Genomic DNA, 17304 nt, shown 5'->3' on the forward strand with positions numbered 1-17304 from the left:
GATGATAAACTTTTGGTTTTTATTACTTCATACCATAGCCAAAACTTAATTGCTAATACCTGAAAGCTCTGAAAGCTATTTATTTTGTCTGCTTTCTGATAAGTCGACTGCTTTTTTCTAACTTTGTGATTCATTTAGTGGTTGCTAAAATGCAGAAGCATAAAGCGATCTTTTTTAAATAAAGAAATTGATTAATTTTTAAGGAATTATGGCCAAAGTATCGGTGAACAAACACCAGCCTGTTTATCAAATGCCAACGAATCCGGCAGCGGTTCGCACGAAAAGGTATGCGCTGCCAACTAAAAAATATATTACAATTGCCATGAAGCACTTTTTTAAGTCGCAGATCAAATGGGTGTTATTACCAGTTGCTTTGCTTCTTATCAATGCCATTATAAGTCTGACAGGCGTTTATCCTAACTATTGGATTTACATCGTAATTTTCGTTGCCGTTATACTTTACATATTGTTTTGGGTTATTCAGTTTACAGGAATTACTCAGCTGGCTCAATACAAGCCTATGTTTGAAAAGTTTTCATACGAAATCGATAACCGTCAGATTTTAATGAAAATGAATGCAAAAGAGGGCAGTATCATGAAATGGGAACAAATCCAGGAAGTTTACAAGGATGAAGATTCTTACATTATGATCATTTCAAGAGGTCAGTTTGTACAGCTTCCTTTCTCAATTTTCACCTCAGAACATGATATCAAGGTTTTTGAAAGAATATTGAAACAAAAAGAATTTTTGAAAGAGAAGTAGTATTTTTTTGAAATAATTTGAAAAGCGAAAATTGGGTAATACCTGGTTTTCGTTTTTTTTGTTTCATTGTGGATTTGATCGATAGAAGGAAACGTCGAAATTAATTATGTCACCCCGTCGGGGTTATGTATTATTTGGACATTCTGTTGCTACAATAATACCATCCCTTCTGGATTGGATCTGGCATGTTGACAATTTGCTTGCATTAATTATGTCACCCCGTCGGGGTTTGGGCTCAGATTACTTGCTATATGGCTATAATAATGCCATCCCGTCGGGATTGGATCCGTGGTATTCATAATTTATTTCATTAACGATTTTATGTATTTGTCTCTTTCCGGCAAAGTGATAATTTGCAGTCACGCAAGATCGAAGCAACAATCCCGGAGGGGGATATATTATTATAGAAAGATGGAATTAAACGAGGTTTAAACCCAGAATGGGTGACATCAAAATTTATTTCATTAACGATTTTATGTATTTGTCTCTTTCCGGCGATTTGATAGTTTACAGCCATGCAAGATCGAAGCAACAATCCCAAAGGCATGACATTATCATAGAAAGATGGAATTAAACGGGGTTTAAACCCAGAATGGATGACGTCAAAATTTATTTCATTAACGATTTATGTATTTGTCTCTTTCTGGCAAAGTGATAGTTTACAGCCACGCAAGATCGAAGCAACAATCCCAAATTATAGAAAGATGGAATTAAACGGGGTTTAAACCCAAAATGGGTTACATCAAAATTTACTTCTTTAACGATTTATGTATTTGGCTCTTTCCGGCAATGTGATAATTTACAGCCATGCAAGATCGAAATAACAATCCCGAAGGGATGATATTATTATAGAAAGATGGAATTAAATGGGGTTTAAACCCAGAATGGGTGACGTCAAAATTTATTTCTTTAACGATTTATGTATTTGGCTCTTTCCGGCAATGTGATAATTTACAGCCATGCAAGATCGAAATAACAATCCCGAAGGGATGACATTATTATAGAAGGATGGAATTAAACGGGGTTTAAACCCAGAATGGGTGACATCAAAATTTATTTATTTAACGATTTATGTATTTGGCTCTTTCCGGCAAAGTGATAGTTTGCAGCCATGCAAGATCGAAGCAACAACCCCGAAGGGATGATATTATTATAGAAAGATGGGATTAAACGGGGTTTAAACCCAAAATGGGTGACATCAAAATTTATTTCTTTAACGATTTTATGTATTTGGCTCTTTCCGGCAATGTAATAATTTACAGCCATGCAAGATCGAAGCAACAATCCCGAAGGGATGACATTATTATAGAAAGATGGAATTAAATGGGGTTTAAACCCAGAATGGGTGACATCAAAATTTATTTTTTTAACGATTTATGTATTTGTCTCTTTCCGGCAATGTGATAATTTACAGTCATGCAAGATCGAAGCAACAATCCCGAAGGGATGACATTATTATAGAAAGATGGAATTAAACAGGGTTTAAACCCAGAATGGGTGACATCAAAATTTATTTATTTAACGATTTATGTATTTGGCTCTTTCCGGCAATGTGATAATTTACAGCCATGCAAGATCGAAGCAACAATCCCGAAGGGATGACATTATTATAGAAGGATGGAATTAAACGGGGTTTAAACCCAGAATGGGTGACATAACCCTGCCGGATAATTATCTTAACTCAATAAGTTTGATTTTGGACAAGTCTGTTTGCACACAGGATACCAGGATCAAATTAAAAAATGCAAATATTTGAATATCAATATTTTAAACCACCATTTCAATTTAGTTTTTGCGATCGTAATTTAAAAAGAAAACTTGTCAACGTCATCTATAAAAAACGTTTTCCCTGATCCTGAACCAAAGAAGCTCTGAAATCGTAAAACCAGTATGAAAAAAGCCTATTTTTACGGCTTCTTGTTTCAACAGATTTTAATTTATGTCAAATAACCTCTTCGATTTTGGGATGATTGGGTTGGGAGTAATGGGTAGAAACCTTTTGCTTAACACAGCTGATCACGGTTTTTCTGTTATTGGTTTTGATAAAGACCTGATCAAAACTGCTGCATTGGAAGCGGCGGCAACAGAAGGTACTACCGTAAAAGGAGTTCCGGATCTTGCACACATGGTGCAGCAATTGCAAACTCCGCGTAAGCTTATGATGCTTGTGCCAGCCGGAAAACCGGTTGACGATGTGATAGAATCTTTATTGCCATTGGTTGAAAAGGGCGATATTATAATTGACGGTGGAAATTCGCATTATACCGATACATTGCGCCGGGTTAAGTACCTGCGCGAAAAAGGCATTCATTTCATGGGTGTAGGTGTTTCCGGTGGCGAGCAGGGTGCACGGACAGGACCAAGTATCATGCCGGGCGGAGATGTTGAGGCTTATGCGCATGTGAAACCTTTGCTTGAAGCAATTTCAGCCAAAGTTAACGGTGAACCTTGTGTGGCATATCTTGGAAAAGAAGGTGCCGGACATTACGTAAAGATGGTCCATAACGGTATTGAATATGCCATCATGCAGTTGATCAGCGAGTCATATACCTTACTGAAACACGCAGGATTGAGTAATGACGAACTTCATGAAACATTTAAAAAGTGGAATGAAGGTGCACTGCAATCATTTCTGGTAGAAATTACTGCTGATATTTTTCTTCAAAATGATGATAAAACCAGAGCGCGTTTGTTGGATGTAATTTCTGATAAGGCGGGTTCAAAAGGTACCGGAAAATGGACTTCTCAGGATTCTATGGAATTGCCCGTTGCAGTTCCTGTGATCGATACTGCCGTTGCCATGCGTACCATCTCAGGTTATAAAGATGAAAGAGTAAAAGCTTCTGTTTTGTACAATGAATCTGGTGCCACACTTGATGTCTCAACGGAAGAATTTATTAAGCAGGTTCATGATGCATTGTATTTTGCTACCATATTGAGCTACGCACAGGGTCTGGCTATGCTTTATCAGGCATCGAAAGAACTGGCGATGGATATTCCTTTACCAGAAGTGGTGAGTGTATGGCGTGGTGGTTGTATCATCCGCTCAACCTTGTTGGAAACTTTCACACAGGCCTACAAACAATCGCCCGATTTGTCAAATATTCTATTGGATTCAGGCGTGGCTTCTTTGGTTAAATCGGTTGAAGCGAATACACGGGCCGTAGTTTCACAGGCTGCTCTGAGCGGTATTCCGGCGGCGGCATTTATGTCTTCACTTGCATATTTTGATGCGTACCGTACTGAGCGTATGACTACGAATCTTATTCAGGCACAACGTGATTATTTTGGAGCACACACCTATCAGCGCACTGATATTTCAGGCACATTCCACACGGAATGGAATCATTAAAAAGTAACTTTTATGAAAACAAGTAAAAGACCACCCGCTTCGATATTATTTATTTTTGGAGGTAGTGGTGATTTAAATTATAGAAAATTAACACCAGCACTTTATAATCTTTTCCTTGACGAATGGATGCCCGAGAAATTTGCCATTGCAGGTATCGGGAGAAGTGCATATAGTAATGAAGAGTATCATAGCCATTTGCTTGATGGAATTACTAAGTTTTCCAGACGAAAAGATGAGCAGAATGAATATTGGGAAGATTTTAGTCAGCATGTTTCTTATCTGCAAATGGATGGGGATGATGCGGCTGCCTATCATAAAATAACGGATCTTGTCAAGGAAAAGGAAGCCGAATGGGGCCAGCATCCTAATGTAATTTTTTATCTGGCCGTTGCGCCGCAGCTTGTTCCTTCCATTGCTACAAAACTTGGCGGATTAAATCTTTGCAGTGATATTCATTGCACCAGGATTGTGGTTGAGAAACCTTTTGGACACGATCTGAAAAGTGCGCATGAATTAAATGCACTGCTTTCCGGGATGTTCAAGGAAGAGCAGATTTTCAGAATTGATCATTATTTAGGAAAAGAAACGGTACAGAATATCCTGGCTTTGCGTTTTGCCAATGCCTTGTTTGAGCCGCTTTGGAACCGCAATTATATTGATCATATTCAGATCACCGCTGCTGAAAGTGTTGGTCTGGAAGGACGAGGAGGCTATTTTGAAAACTCTGGTGCTTTGCGTGATATGGTTCAAAACCACATTTTGCAAATACTTTGTATGGTGGCCATGGAAGCACCCGTTTCTTTTGATGCCAATGAAATCAGAAATAAGAAAGTGGATGTGCTTCATGCGATTCGTCGTATAACGCCGGATAAAGTGCATGAACATGCCGTTCGCGGACAGTATTCAAGTGGTACTAAAAAGGGTGAAGACGTAGTTGGCTACCGTGAGGAAAAAGGCGTAAATCCTGAATCTGCTATTGATACTTTTGCCGCAGCTAAATTTTATATTGACAACTGGCGCTGGCAGGGCGTACCAATTTATGTCCGTACAGGAAAGTACTTAAATCAGAAAGCGACACATATTACGCTACAATTTAAATCTGCGCCGCATAATGCATTCCCGTCGGAAGCTGAGGATATCTGGCATTCTAATAAACTTACGATCAGCATTCAGCCTGAAATGGATATCAGCCTGAGTTTTCAGGTAAAACGTCCTGGACAAACGATGACGCTGGATCCGGTTGATATGACTTTCAGTTATGACGATGCTTCGAAAGATCACGCGCCGGAAGCTTATGAAACTTTGCTTCTGGATGTAATGGAAGGAGATGCGACTTTATTTATGCGTGGAGATCAGGTTGAAGCAGCATGGAAAGTGATTATGCCGATTCTGGAAAATTGGGAAAGTAACAAACCTGCTGATTTTCCAAATTATGCGCCGGATTCATGGGGCCCTGATGCAGCAGACCAGTTGATTGCGCGCGAGGGACATACATGGATTAATACACCATCGGTTAAAAAATAATATTATGGGACAACTTCATATTGCAAAGGACGCCGTACAGCTGAGCACTGACCTGGCTGAATGGATTGCTAATTATATTAAGGAAGTACTCACTAAAAAGGACCGCTTTACTTTTGTTCTTTCCGGTGGCAGTACGCCAAAGCTGCTTTACACTTTACTCGCTGCCAAACCATACAACGAAAGTATTCCCTGGGAAAAAATACATTTTTTCTGGGGAGATGAAAGAGCTGTTCCGTTTGAGGATTCGCGTAATAATGCTAAAATGGCATATGACGAACTTCTGGATAAAGTAGGTGTGAAAGCTGAAAATATCCACGTAATGCGCACCGATATAGGGCCGGAAGAATCTGCGGCTGAATATGAGAAAACTTTAAAGCAGTATTTTGAAGGAGAAGAAAATACATTTGATTTTGTTTTATTGGGTATGGGAGATGACGGACATACGCTGTCGCTGTTTCCCGGAACGTCAGTAATTCATGAGCATGATAAATGGGTGACTTCATTTTTCTTGCCTGCTCAGGACATGTACCGCATTACACTAACAGCCCCGGTTGTCAATCATTCTGCCGCTATCGTGTTTTTAGCGGTTGGTACAGGAAAAGCAGAAACTTTGAAACATGTTTTGGAAGGAGAATTTGAACCAGATACTTATCCGTCACAGGTTATCAAACCGACAACTGGTGAGCTTCACTGGTTTATAGATGAAGCTGCCGCAGCAAATCTGAAAGCGTAATTGCAGAAATTAAATATCAGAAGGGAAGGGCTCTAATATAAAGTGCCCTTCCTTTTTTTGCTTGAAATAAATGAGCGATCAGCTGATATCAATCCCGAATTCATCTTACATTTGATCCATTACTCAATCCCGCAAAACCGCCTTGAAAACTGTATTAATTATTGACGACGAAGAAAAGCTTCGTGCGCTTTTGGCAAGAATCCTGAAATCCGAAGGCTTTGATGTACTTGAAGCCGGAGATTGCAAATCGGGTCTGAAAAGTGTTGAAATAAATGATATTGATGTCGTTTTATGTGATGTAAAACTACCTGACGGAAGCGGGGTGGATATGGTTTCCAAAATCAAACAGAAAAAATCCCAGATCGAGGTGATTCTGCTGACTGCCTATGGAAATATCACAGATGGTGTGCAAGCCATGAAAAATGGTGCTTTTGATTATATAGTTAAGGGAGACGATAACGATAAAATAATTCCTTTGCTGAACCGTGCTATCGAAAAAGTACAATTACAAAAGCGGGTTAAAGAACTGGAAAAACGGGTTGAAGATAAATTTTCTTTTCAGGCCGTTATTGGTAAGTCCAAAGCAATTCAACAGGCCATTGAGCTTGCGCAAAGAGTTGCGCCTAATGATACCAACGTGTTGCTGACCGGAGAAACCGGAACCGGAAAAGAAGTATTTGCGCAGGGAATCCATCAGGCCAGTCAGCGGGCCGGCAAGAATTTTGTTGCCTTGAATTGTGGTGCTTTTGGGAAAGACATCCTTGAAAGTGAATTGTTCGGATATAAACAAGGTGCTTTTACCGGCGCAAATAAGGATAAAAAAGGGCTAATTGAGGAGGCTAATAACGGTACATTATTTCTGGATGAAATTGGTGAAATGCCGCTTGAATTGCAGGCAAAACTGCTCCGGGTTTTAGAAACGAATGAATTTATAAAATTGGGTGATACCAAAACTTCAAAATCCAATTTCAGGTTAATTGCTGCTACAAATCGCGATTTGAAAATAGAAAGTGAAGAAAAACGTTTCCGGTCAGATTTGTATTTCAGATTGAATGTATTTCAGATTCAGCTTCCGCCACTCCGCGAAAGGGTCAGGGATATTGAGCCTTTACTACAATTTTTTGTCAACCAGTTTTCCACAAAAATGAATAAAAAAACGCTGACGTATTCAGACGAATTTTTAAAGAAGATGGAAACATATAAATGGGTTGGCAATATCAGGGAACTGAAAAATGTCGTTGAACGGGCGGTAATTTTAAGTGATGATCAGCTGGATATTGAAAGTTTGCCATTCGAAATCCAGCAATCGGAACCGGCGGCTAAAAACGGTCAGCTATCTGCATTTTCAATGGAAAGTATAGAAAAACTGCATATCCAGAAAGTCCTTAATTACGCGAAGGGAAACAAAGCAGAAACTGCAAGGTTACTTGAAATCGGGATTGCCACCTTGTATCGAAAACTTGATGAATACAACATTCATTGAGTTTTTGTTGAAATGAAAAAAACGGCCTCTAATTAGTGGCCGTTTTTAATTACAACTTGTTGCATTTTAATATGGATGATCAGCATTTGATAAAAATTTTGCGCTGATAAATTAGTCTTTCATATATCTTAAAAAGCCAGACTCCCGGGTCATAAATTTTTCGGTGTAATGGTGTAAGAGGAGATTTTGATATTCTTACATCAAAGGAGGCTTCATTCAATTAAAACACAATTAAACCCAGCTTAAAAACAGGTTAAAACTGCATGTTATAAAAATCTTCGTATTATTCTCTATCAGATTTAAGTGAAATATTCCCCTTTACGGATACTAAGAATTTATACTTTAATTGAAACTTATTATCTAATTTTGTGTTAACTCTATAATATTAGTAGATTATCTATTCAATTTTAAACAGATATAATTATGTCACTTCGATTAGGAGATATTGCCCCGGATTTTGAGGCAAATACAACACAGGGGCCAATAAAATTTCATGAATGGTTGGGTACAAGCTGGGGTTTGTTATTCTCTCATCCAGCGGATTTTACGCCGGTTTGTACAACTGAACTTGGTAAAACTGCCTTGCTTAGTGGAGAATTTGAAAAGCGTAATGTGAAGGTACTGGCTGTAAGTGTTGACGATATCGATTCTCATAATCGCTGGATTCCGGATATAAATGAAGTCGTTGGAACAGAAGTTAACTTCCCGATTATCGCTGACGAAGGAAAAAAAGTGGCTGAATTGTATGATATGATTCACCCCAATGCAAGTGAAAAAGCAACAGTTCGTTCAGTATTCGTTATTGGTCCGGACAAAAAGGTAAAACTTACACTTACTTATCCAGCTTCGACAGGACGTAATTTTACTGAAATTCTTCGTGTTATCGACTCTCTTCAATTGACTGCCAACTATTCTGTTGCAACGCCGGCAGACTGGAAAGATGGCGAAGATGTGATCGTTGTTCCTGCTGTAAGTACAGAAGATGCGGAAAAGAAATTCACTAAGGGATTACGCATTGTAAAACCTTACCTGCGATATACGCCGCAACCGAATAAATAATTCGTTCAGGTTGCCAATAAAAAATCCTCAAATTTTTCCTTTACAGGTCAATTTGAGGATTTTTTATTTTCTGATAAGGCTAGTTCTCCACTTCGGATTTTATGATTTCCTCTGGCTCTATGACCGGAGTACCGTAGAAAGTCATTTTTCTGGCTCCCTGATAATAGTACCAGATGGAAGCCGCCATCGGGATATGGCTTATGTCATTATAATTAAACCATGGGCCAAAACTGAATTTTAAAGCATGAAAGCCAGCAGCTAGTGCGCCAAGGCCGGTCGCTATAAAAATGTTGACGCTGCCCGGATCTTTTTTATGTTTGTATACATAAATTTCGATCATGAAAAGCATGAGGAAAAGTCCGTAAAATGCATGGATCTCAACCACAACAAAATTCAGGGTGATTAATGTTAAGGCAAAAAACAGCGTTAATTCCAAGTAATTCAGATATCCCAGCCAGGACCCGAATTTAGGTTTAAGCAAGGGTTTGATATGCCAGATTGCAGCTCTTTCAAATAATGCCACGGCGATCATGCTTGCGAACCATCCTGGAATTTTTCCCCGCTGTCCCGTCACATACAAAAATCCGTGACCCAGAACGCCACCAATTACTGTGGCAATTCCCATAAAAAGAAAGAAATACCGGATCTGGCTATACATTCTGTGCACACGCGAAAGTCTGCCTAAATGAACGAAGGCGTAGAAACAGACAATGGCCATCAACAGACTGGAAATAACAGTCGAAGGTTCGAGAACGGTAATACCAAATAATTTTATCTGATGAACTTTGCTGAAATCTATGATAACATCATTCATTGAAAGAAAGTCTTAATAGGAGTAAAAATGACCAGGGTTGAAATTATTTACCAAAAGTAAGCACAAATGTGTTCTCATCTGCAACTTACGGTGGCTTAAAGCTCTCTTTATTAATATTGTGCCAGTAACGGTAAAATCATATTTCGAGACTTCCCGGATCATTTACTTTTTCGTATTGTATAATTAGTCAGGCGAAAAGTACTACTGGTAGATAAAATCGAGTTGCTGGTCTATTTCCTGAATAGAAGTGAATAGCATCATATTTCTTTGTATCGGGAAATGTGTTTTAGAATAAGACTGACCCTCCTGACAATTAATTATTTAACCATGAGAAGATTTTTTTTAATGCATTTTAAAATAACGGCTCTTGCCTTAATTTTATTTTTACAGGCAAATTTAAGCAACGCCCAGGGGCCGCTTGCACCATCTGGTAATCCACAAGCTTCGATTATTCCAAAAGGAAACTCCAAAATTTCAGGAGTCGTTTCCGATTCAGTCGCTGCAAAACCAGTTGAATTTGTAAGTGTGGCCCTGGTAAACTTTTCCGATAATAAAGTCCTTGACGGTGCAGTAGGGGATGACAAAGGTAAATTTGAAATAACCGGTGTAGGCGCGGGGAAATACAAATTGCTATTTTCATTTATCGGTTTTAAAGATAAATCTGTAACGCTTACCGTTGAAAATAATAAGAATGTAGACCTGGGTGTAATTAAAATGTCGGCTAATACCAAAACACTTGACGAGGTAACCATCACCGGTGAAAAGTCAATGGTGGAGGAAAAAGTGGATAGGTTGGTTTACAATGCCGAAAAGGATATTACCTCCAAAGGAGGAGATGCATCTGATCTTTTAAGAAAAGTGCCGATGTTGTCCGTGGATCTGGATGGAAATGTTTCTCTGCGAGGCAGTTCTAATATCCGGGTTTTGATCAACAACAAACCTTCTACAATCATCGCAAGTAATGTGGCAGATGCGTTAAAACAAATTCCTGCGGATATGATTAAATCCGTAGAAGTTATCACATCTCCTTCTGCCAAATATGATGCGGAAGGGTCTGGTGGTATTATCAACATTATAACAAAGAAAAATAACTTACAGGGACTTATACTAAACGTAGATTCAGGAGTCGGAAACCGTGGTACCAACCTTGGTCTTAACGGTAGTTATCGTAAAGGGAAAATGGGTATCACACTGGGTGGATTTGGACGTGCATTTTATAATAAGGCGACGTCGGTCTTAGATCAGGATACAAGATCCGGCAGTGATATATTTTCAACAAAGCAAAGTTCCAATTCCAAGGACAGAGGACTATTTGGACAATATTCTCTTGGTTTTGATTACGATCTTGGAAAAAATCAGGCGCTTTCTGCGGGAGTTCGCTACGGTACCCGCAACTTTGTTCAAAAGCAAAATTTATTTATCGACCAGTTTACGAACGACGAGGCTACTGCAAATTCTCAGCGCAAGGTAGACCGCAAAGATCTTTCGGGTACAATTGATGTGAACGTTGATTATGTACGTACATTCAAGCCTCAGCAGGAATGGAGTTTTTCAACACTTTACAGTCGCACCAATTTAACGAATGATTTCAACACAGATATTTTAAGTACAGGTGGAAATGTTGGTAGCAGATTGAAAAATGTTAATGGTAATTCCAACAACGAATTTACGCTTCAGACGGATTACCAAACACCAATTAAGAAAAACCAGTTACTTGAATTTGGTGCAAAAGGGATTTTCCGGAAGGTAAACAGCGATTATAAATATTTAATGGCTGGTGAAACAGGCGATTTTACAATCAATCCCGACAATCCTTCCGGGACTTTGAATTATAACCAGAATGTTGCCGCAGGTTATGTTTCTTACTCTTTGACAACAAAAAACAAATACACGATCAAGGCCGGTACCCGTTATGAGTATACAGGCATCAGTGCTGATGCGGGAGATAAAGGAAAGATCTCGATTCCGAGCTATGGAAATCTTGTCCCGAGCATAAACCTTTCAAAAAATATTACGGATGCTACAACGATAAAAGTTGCTTACAACAGAAGATTGCAACGCCCGGGAATCCAGCAGCTGAATCCTAATGTGAATATTTCCAATCCTCAAAGTATCAGTATGGGAAATCCCTCATTAAGCCCTGAACTTACTAATAACTTTGAAGCAGGTTTGAGCACGAACATCAAAAAAACATATCTGAACTTTTCAGTCTTTGCGCGTAACACAAATAATTCCATCACGCAGGTAAGAACCACTATCGATACACTGGCCGGTGCGATTGTTACCACTTATGAAAATATTGGAAAGCAGCGCGCATATGGTGCCAACGTTTTTGCCAACGTTTATCTGACTTCAAAATGGACGGTAAATGGAAGTATCGATTTGTTGCAGTCATACATGGAAGGGCAGACAACCAATGCAGAAGGTGTTTCGGAAGCGGTAAGTAACTCAGGATTTAATTATGGTGGAAGGATCATGTCTCAGATATCTCTGAAAAAAGGATGGGGATTGCAGGCTTTCGCTTTTTATCGTGGGAAGGAAGTGCAGCTGCAAGGTTCAAGAACTGGCTTCTATATGTACTCGCTTGGTTTTAAAAGAGACTTCAATAATAAAAAGGGGAGTATAGGATTTGGGGCTGAAAACTTTATGACGAAGGGTGTGAGATTCACTTCCGATCTTCAATCGCCGATTTTCTCCCAGACAAGCCAGACGCAATTGTACAACCGGAATTTCAAAATAACTTTTAATTATACGATTGGAAAAATGAGTTTTGATGCACCAAAACGTAAAACGCGTTCTGTTTCCAATTCAGATGTAAAAGGTGGAGGAGAAAATAATTAGATTCTTTTAAGTAATAAGGTATCAAAGACCAGTGCTTGCGCTGGTCTTTTTTTGTTTATGATTTTTCTTTCCATAATATAACTGCGAAATTTTATAACATCGTTTTGAATATGTATCTTTAAGTAAATAAGGTATTATTCATTTGAATTTTTTTAGCCATGAAATGGTCATTTATTATTCAGCAAAAACTCAAAGCCAGTTTTATTCTTGGAGGAATTATGGTTGCTATCATCTTTGGAACTGTAATATCCAGAAATAATATTAATGGGATAAACAAGTCGTTTTCATCCATTTATGAGGACAGGCTCATCCCGGCCACGACAATAATCTATCTTACCGAAAACTTATACAATAAACGGCTCTCGCTTGAAAAGTATCTTTTTACGGAACAGCAGATGGATCATGCCGGGGTTTTGAGGCAATTAAATATGTATAGCAAAAATCTGGATTCATTGACAACCGCTTTCGGAAAAACGTATCTGGTTGAGGAGGAAGCCAAAGCGCTTGCAGATTTTAGAGATATGGTTGAGGCTTATATCTTATTGGAAAAACGGATAATTGATGAACAAAAATCAGGAAATCATACACTGGCAAAAGAAATGTTCGAGGGAGTCGGCGTCATTACGTTTCAAAATTCAGTTGCGCATCTAAACGAGCTTGCCAAAATCCAGTCGGAGGTAGGGAATAAATTAATGCTGAAATCAAAAACTGATTTTGCCGGCGTTGCAATGTTATCCTTTTTACAAATTGCGCTGGCCATAGTGCTGGGGCTCATTGTTTTAGTGCTCATAAAGAATTCGCGGATTATCAATAGCCAGGATATTTTAAAAACCAAAGGGCAAAACTTTCATATGAATTGATCGCACAAAAAAACGGATCGTAAAGCTGTAAACCCTACGATCCGTTTTTTTATATTGATTGCTTATTGACCTACTTTACGGCCTTTCAAAGTTTCGCGCTGATTACTCACTTGCTTCAATAAGTCTTTACTCACAAAAAGACGAGCTCCGTTTCCGGCTTGAAGATCAAAAGTGCGGTCTTTGTAGCTAAATTTATTATTAGGCAGAATATCAAGGAAATAATTCTGTCCGCTCAAATTGAATTTCATCCCTTTCTTATCAGTCTGTGTATCATCCCAGGAAACGGAAATCGCTCCACTGCTTGATCCAAGTGCCACACCCGGCGTGAAAAGACGCACGTTAATTGTCTGGATACTCTTGCCATTGTTAATACTGATTTTTCCTTCGGGATTTACCTTGATATCATTTGGGTCACTGACTTCTCTGCGGATCGTAATCGCTTTGTCATTGAAAAACTGAACTTTACTCAATGGAATTCCTGCATTTTCAAGATCCTTGCGCAGGTCCTCAGTAAAAACAGTATAGTTTGTGAATGGAATTGAATTTGTGGTGGTACAGCCGGATACTGCTGCGATAAGTGCCAGACCGACAAATAGTTTTTTAATTAGATTCATGGTTTTTAATTCTTGTGTCAGTAATAACTGATTGTCAAAATGTTAATTATTTCTAAAATGTAGAGAACGCAAAATTACTAAAAAGCCTTGCAGTAACCAACTTCAAACTGATATCAATATAAGCGTTTGTTTGCTGACAATCTGTCAGACTGGTTTCGTCACAATTCCTATTGGAACGCAAATTTTTATGCGGTATTGCAAAGCAGAAAATAATTCTAAAATATAATATTTAATAAACAGAAAAATTATGGAATCAGTGATTCAGGAAAAAGGAAATCTTAGCATTCATACCGAAAATATATTTCCGATCATTAAAAAATTCCTTTACTCGGACCACGAAATATTTTTGCGAGAATTAGTTTCAAATGCGGTTGATGCAAGTCAAAAAATCAAAAAACTTGCTTCCTACGGTGAGTTTAACGGTGAACTTGGAGAATTGAAAGTGGTTGTGAAGCTTGATAAAGAGGCTAAAACCATCACAATCAGTGACAACGGTATCGGGATGACTGCCGATGAAATCAAAAAGTATATTAATCAGATCGCATTTTCAGGTGCGACCGAATTTGTTGAAAAGTATAAAGACAAAGGCGAAGACGGAAAAGGTGATAAAGGAATAATCGGTCATTTTGGACTTGGTTTCTATTCTGCCTATATGGTTGCAGAAAATGTTGAAATCATTACAAAATCCTATAAGGATGGTTCCGAAGCTGTTCGCTGGATATGTGACGGATCGACCGAGTATGAATTAACATCAGCCGAAAAGGCGGATCGTGGATCTGATATCATTTTACATATCGCAGCGGATTCGGAAGAATTTTTGGATGAAAGCCGTTTAAGAGGAATTCTTGAAAAATACGGTAAATTCCTGCCAATACAGATTGAATTTGAAGATAAAATTATCAACAACCCAAGCCCGATCTGGACTAAAAATCCGTCGGATTTGAAGGATGAAGATTATATCGCTTTCTACAAAGAGCTTTATCCGTTCAGCGAGGATCCATTATTCTGGATCCATTTGAATGTGGATTATCCCTTCAACCTGACAGGTGTTCTATATTTCCCAAAACTGAAAAACGATTTTCAGGGTCAACGTGAAAAGATCCAGCTTTACAGCCGTCAGGTATTTATTACGGACGAGGTAAAAGATATCGTTCCTGATTTCCTTCAACTATTACATGGTGTAATCGATTCTCCGGACATTCCTTTGAACGTGTCAAGAAGTTATCTTCAGGCGGATGGAAATGTAAAGAAAATCAATGGATATATTACCCGTAAAGTAGCTGATAAGTTATCCGAAATCTTCAAAAATGACCGTGCAGGCTTTGAAGGGAAATTTGATGACATCGGATTGTTCGTAAAATATGGAATTATCAGTGATGAGAAATTCTATGAAAAAGCAAAAGATTTCTGTTTGTTGAAAAATGTTGATGGCAAGTTTTTCACTTTTGAAGAATATAAAGAGGCTGTTAAAGAAAACCAGACTGACAAAAATGATATGCAGGTTTGGTTATATACGACAGATGAGAAGAAACAGGATGCTTTCATTCAATCAGCCAAAAAACGCAGTTATGATGTCCTTTCACTGACAAGCGTGATCGATTCACATTTTATCAATGCGTTGGAACAGAAGGTTGAAAAAATTCAGGTTAAACGTGTAGATGCAGATACGCTCGACAAGTTGATTGAAAAGGATGTGACTTTGGAAAGCATTCTTTCAACCGAAGAATCTGAAAAAGCTAAAAAGTTGTTTGAAGAAGTAGTTACAAACAAAGCAGGTAACGTTCAGATTGAGGCTATGCCGGTGGATGAATTGCCTGTTGTAATCACTTTCCCTGAATTTATGCGTCGTATGACGGATATGCAAGCTTCTTCAGGGCAGCCTTCGATGTTTGGTAATATGCCTTTGATGTATACAATTTCAGTAAATGCGAATCACCCGATAATCGGACGTATTTTGAATACTGAAAATGAAGAAGAGCAAAAAACGCTTGCCAAACAGGTTTATGATCTTGCCTTATTGTCGCAAGGACTTTTGATCGGTAGTGATTTGACACAGTTCATCCAGCGCACAGTGGTTGGTTTGTAATTGAAATTATTTGAAACTGAAAAAATCCGCTTTCATGATGAGAGCGGATTTTTTCAGTTTAGGAAAGAAGGTTTTACTATTGTCTTCCTGCAATCAATTTATCTTTCAGGATTTGCAGTTCCTGCCATCTTTTTTCATTGGCAAGTTTTGCCTGCTGTGGCCAGCTGGAAGGATCATGCATTTGAAAACGCGGACCTGCATTTTTCAGGATATTTGATATTCTTATCGGGTTGGTATTTGACAACTGTTCGTAAGTGTAAATACCTTCTTTATTGATAAGTTCCTCAATTTTCGGGCCGATTCCTTCAATTATTTTGAAATCATCTGCTTTTGCCGGATCTACCTGTACAGCAGTGGGATATACTGTTTTGGATGCTTTACCAACAAGTGGCTGTTCGACAGTTTTGAATTCCCGCTGTTGTGCACGGCAATCTGCAAGTTCAATTTTTCTTTCAGAAATTGATTCACGGAGTACTCGTATACGTCCGTTGGTAATCAGTCGGGCGATAAGCCAGCCGACAAAAGCTGCTATGATCAGCAGTATTAATATTTCAGATATTGCCACCGGCTTACTGAATGGATTGAGTTGTAAAAGCATCATGATTTCTTTTATTTTTATCTTGAAGATTGATCAGTTAAACTATTCTTCACGGCCACCGTTAAGTTGGTCCTGCCATGCTTTTAATTCGTCCCAGTTTCCTTTTGAGGCCAATTCAGCCTGGCGAGGCCATGTTGCAGGGTCATGCACCTGGAAACGGGAATCGGAATTAGAAAGAATTGCTGAAATCTGTTCAGGCGTTTTTTGACTTAACTGATAGAATGAATGGATTCCGGCAGCATTCAGGATACTTTCCAGTTTTGGTCCAATTCCTTCGATAATCTTTAAATCATCATGTTGCACTTTTTCAGGAGTAACTGCGATACCGGTAAAACTTTCACGGGTGGTATTTGTAGCAATTTTTACCGCCTTTTTCTGACTTTTACAATATTGCAGATCATTGTCCAGCCGGCCAAGTTCATCTTCGAGTTGCGATATAACAGAACTTCCGGTGATATAACCAATAATATATCCGAGAATTGCCGCCACTACGAGCATCAGTATATGCTGCCACAAAGCGTCAGGATTTGCAAGAGGATTTAATTGAAACATGTTATAATGTGTTTTGAGTAATAAA

At 38.7% G+C, this 17304-nt stretch carries 13 protein-coding genes; 9 read left to right on the forward strand and 4 right to left on the reverse strand.

Features of this window, described 5'->3' with window-relative positions:
• Nucleotides 1–208: 208 nt before the first annotated feature.
• From LXL81_RS03070 to LXL81_RS03095, 6 genes are all read left to right on the forward strand, one after another.
• Complete coding sequence (locus tag LXL81_RS03070; protein WP_234645233.1) at nucleotides 209–763, forward strand: YcxB family protein; 555 nt, start codon at nucleotides 209–211, stop codon at nucleotides 761–763.
• Nucleotides 764–2702: 1939 nt separating this feature from the next.
• A complete protein-coding gene (gene gndA, locus LXL81_RS03075; RefSeq protein WP_234645234.1) occupies nucleotides 2703–4115 on the forward strand; it encodes an NADP-dependent phosphogluconate dehydrogenase in 1413 nt (470 codons plus the stop codon).
• A 12-nt stretch (nucleotides 4116–4127) separates the two neighbouring features.
• Nucleotides 4128–5639, forward strand: a complete 1512-nt coding sequence (gene zwf / locus LXL81_RS03080) for a glucose-6-phosphate dehydrogenase (RefSeq protein WP_234645235.1) — start codon at nucleotides 4128–4130, stop codon at nucleotides 5637–5639.
• A gap of 4 nt (nucleotides 5640–5643) precedes the next feature.
• Complete coding sequence (pgl, locus tag LXL81_RS03085; RefSeq protein ID WP_234645236.1) at nucleotides 5644–6372, forward strand: 6-phosphogluconolactonase; 729 nt, start codon at nucleotides 5644–5646, stop codon at nucleotides 6370–6372.
• A 142-nt stretch (nucleotides 6373–6514) separates the two neighbouring features.
• Nucleotides 6515–7855: a sigma-54 dependent transcriptional regulator gene (locus LXL81_RS03090; RefSeq protein WP_234645237.1), complete on the forward strand. Its 1341-nt coding sequence runs from the start codon at nucleotides 6515–6517 to the stop codon at nucleotides 7853–7855.
• Between the two features lie 423 nt (nucleotides 7856–8278).
• A complete protein-coding gene (locus LXL81_RS03095) occupies nucleotides 8279–8914 on the forward strand; it encodes a peroxiredoxin (RefSeq protein ID WP_234645238.1) in 636 nt (211 codons plus the stop codon).
• A 79-nt stretch (nucleotides 8915–8993) separates the two neighbouring features.
• On the opposite strand, the gene LXL81_RS03100 is transcribed toward LXL81_RS03095, so the two are convergent.
• Nucleotides 8994–9728, reverse strand: a complete 735-nt coding sequence (locus LXL81_RS03100) for a DUF6962 family protein (RefSeq protein WP_234645239.1) — start codon at nucleotides 9726–9728, stop codon at nucleotides 8994–8996.
• A gap of 327 nt (nucleotides 9729–10055) precedes the next feature.
• Here LXL81_RS03100 and LXL81_RS03105 point away from each other — a divergent pair, with 327 nt between their 5' ends.
• Together LXL81_RS03105 and LXL81_RS03110 are read left to right on the forward strand one after the other, a co-directional pair.
• Entirely contained in the window at nucleotides 10056–12569 is a 2514-nt protein-coding gene (locus tag LXL81_RS03105) for a TonB-dependent receptor domain-containing protein (RefSeq protein ID WP_234645240.1), read from the forward strand.
• A gap of 158 nt (nucleotides 12570–12727) precedes the next feature.
• Entirely contained in the window at nucleotides 12728–13429 is a 702-nt protein-coding gene (locus LXL81_RS03110) for an MCP four helix bundle domain-containing protein (protein WP_234645241.1), read from the forward strand.
• 62 nt (nucleotides 13430–13491) lie between these two features.
• Here LXL81_RS03110 and LXL81_RS03115 read toward each other — a convergent pair whose 3' ends face one another.
• Nucleotides 13492–14043, reverse strand: a complete 552-nt coding sequence (locus tag LXL81_RS03115) for a hypothetical protein (RefSeq protein WP_234645242.1) — start codon at nucleotides 14041–14043, stop codon at nucleotides 13492–13494.
• 247 nt (nucleotides 14044–14290) lie between these two features.
• Between LXL81_RS03115 and htpG the strand changes: the two genes are divergently transcribed.
• Nucleotides 14291–16129, forward strand: a complete 1839-nt coding sequence (gene htpG, locus LXL81_RS03120) for a molecular chaperone HtpG (RefSeq protein WP_234645243.1) — start codon at nucleotides 14291–14293, stop codon at nucleotides 16127–16129.
• A gap of 76 nt (nucleotides 16130–16205) precedes the next feature.
• On the opposite strand, the gene LXL81_RS03125 is transcribed toward htpG, so the two are convergent.
• Both LXL81_RS03125 and LXL81_RS03130 read right to left on the reverse strand, forming a co-directional pair.
• Nucleotides 16206–16730, reverse strand: coding sequence for a hypothetical protein (locus LXL81_RS03125; RefSeq protein ID WP_234645244.1), 525 nt, complete (start codon nucleotides 16728–16730; stop codon nucleotides 16206–16208).
• Nucleotides 16731–16769: 39 nt separating this feature from the next.
• On the reverse strand, nucleotides 16770–17279 hold the full coding sequence (locus tag LXL81_RS03130; protein WP_234645245.1) for a hypothetical protein: 510 nt from the start codon (nucleotides 17277–17279) through the stop codon (nucleotides 16770–16772).
• Nucleotides 17280–17304 lie beyond the last annotated feature (25 nt).

It is taken from the genome of Dyadobacter sp. CY356, assembly GCF_021440195.1.
Taxonomy (GTDB): domain Bacteria; phylum Bacteroidota; class Bacteroidia; order Cytophagales; family Spirosomataceae; genus Dyadobacter.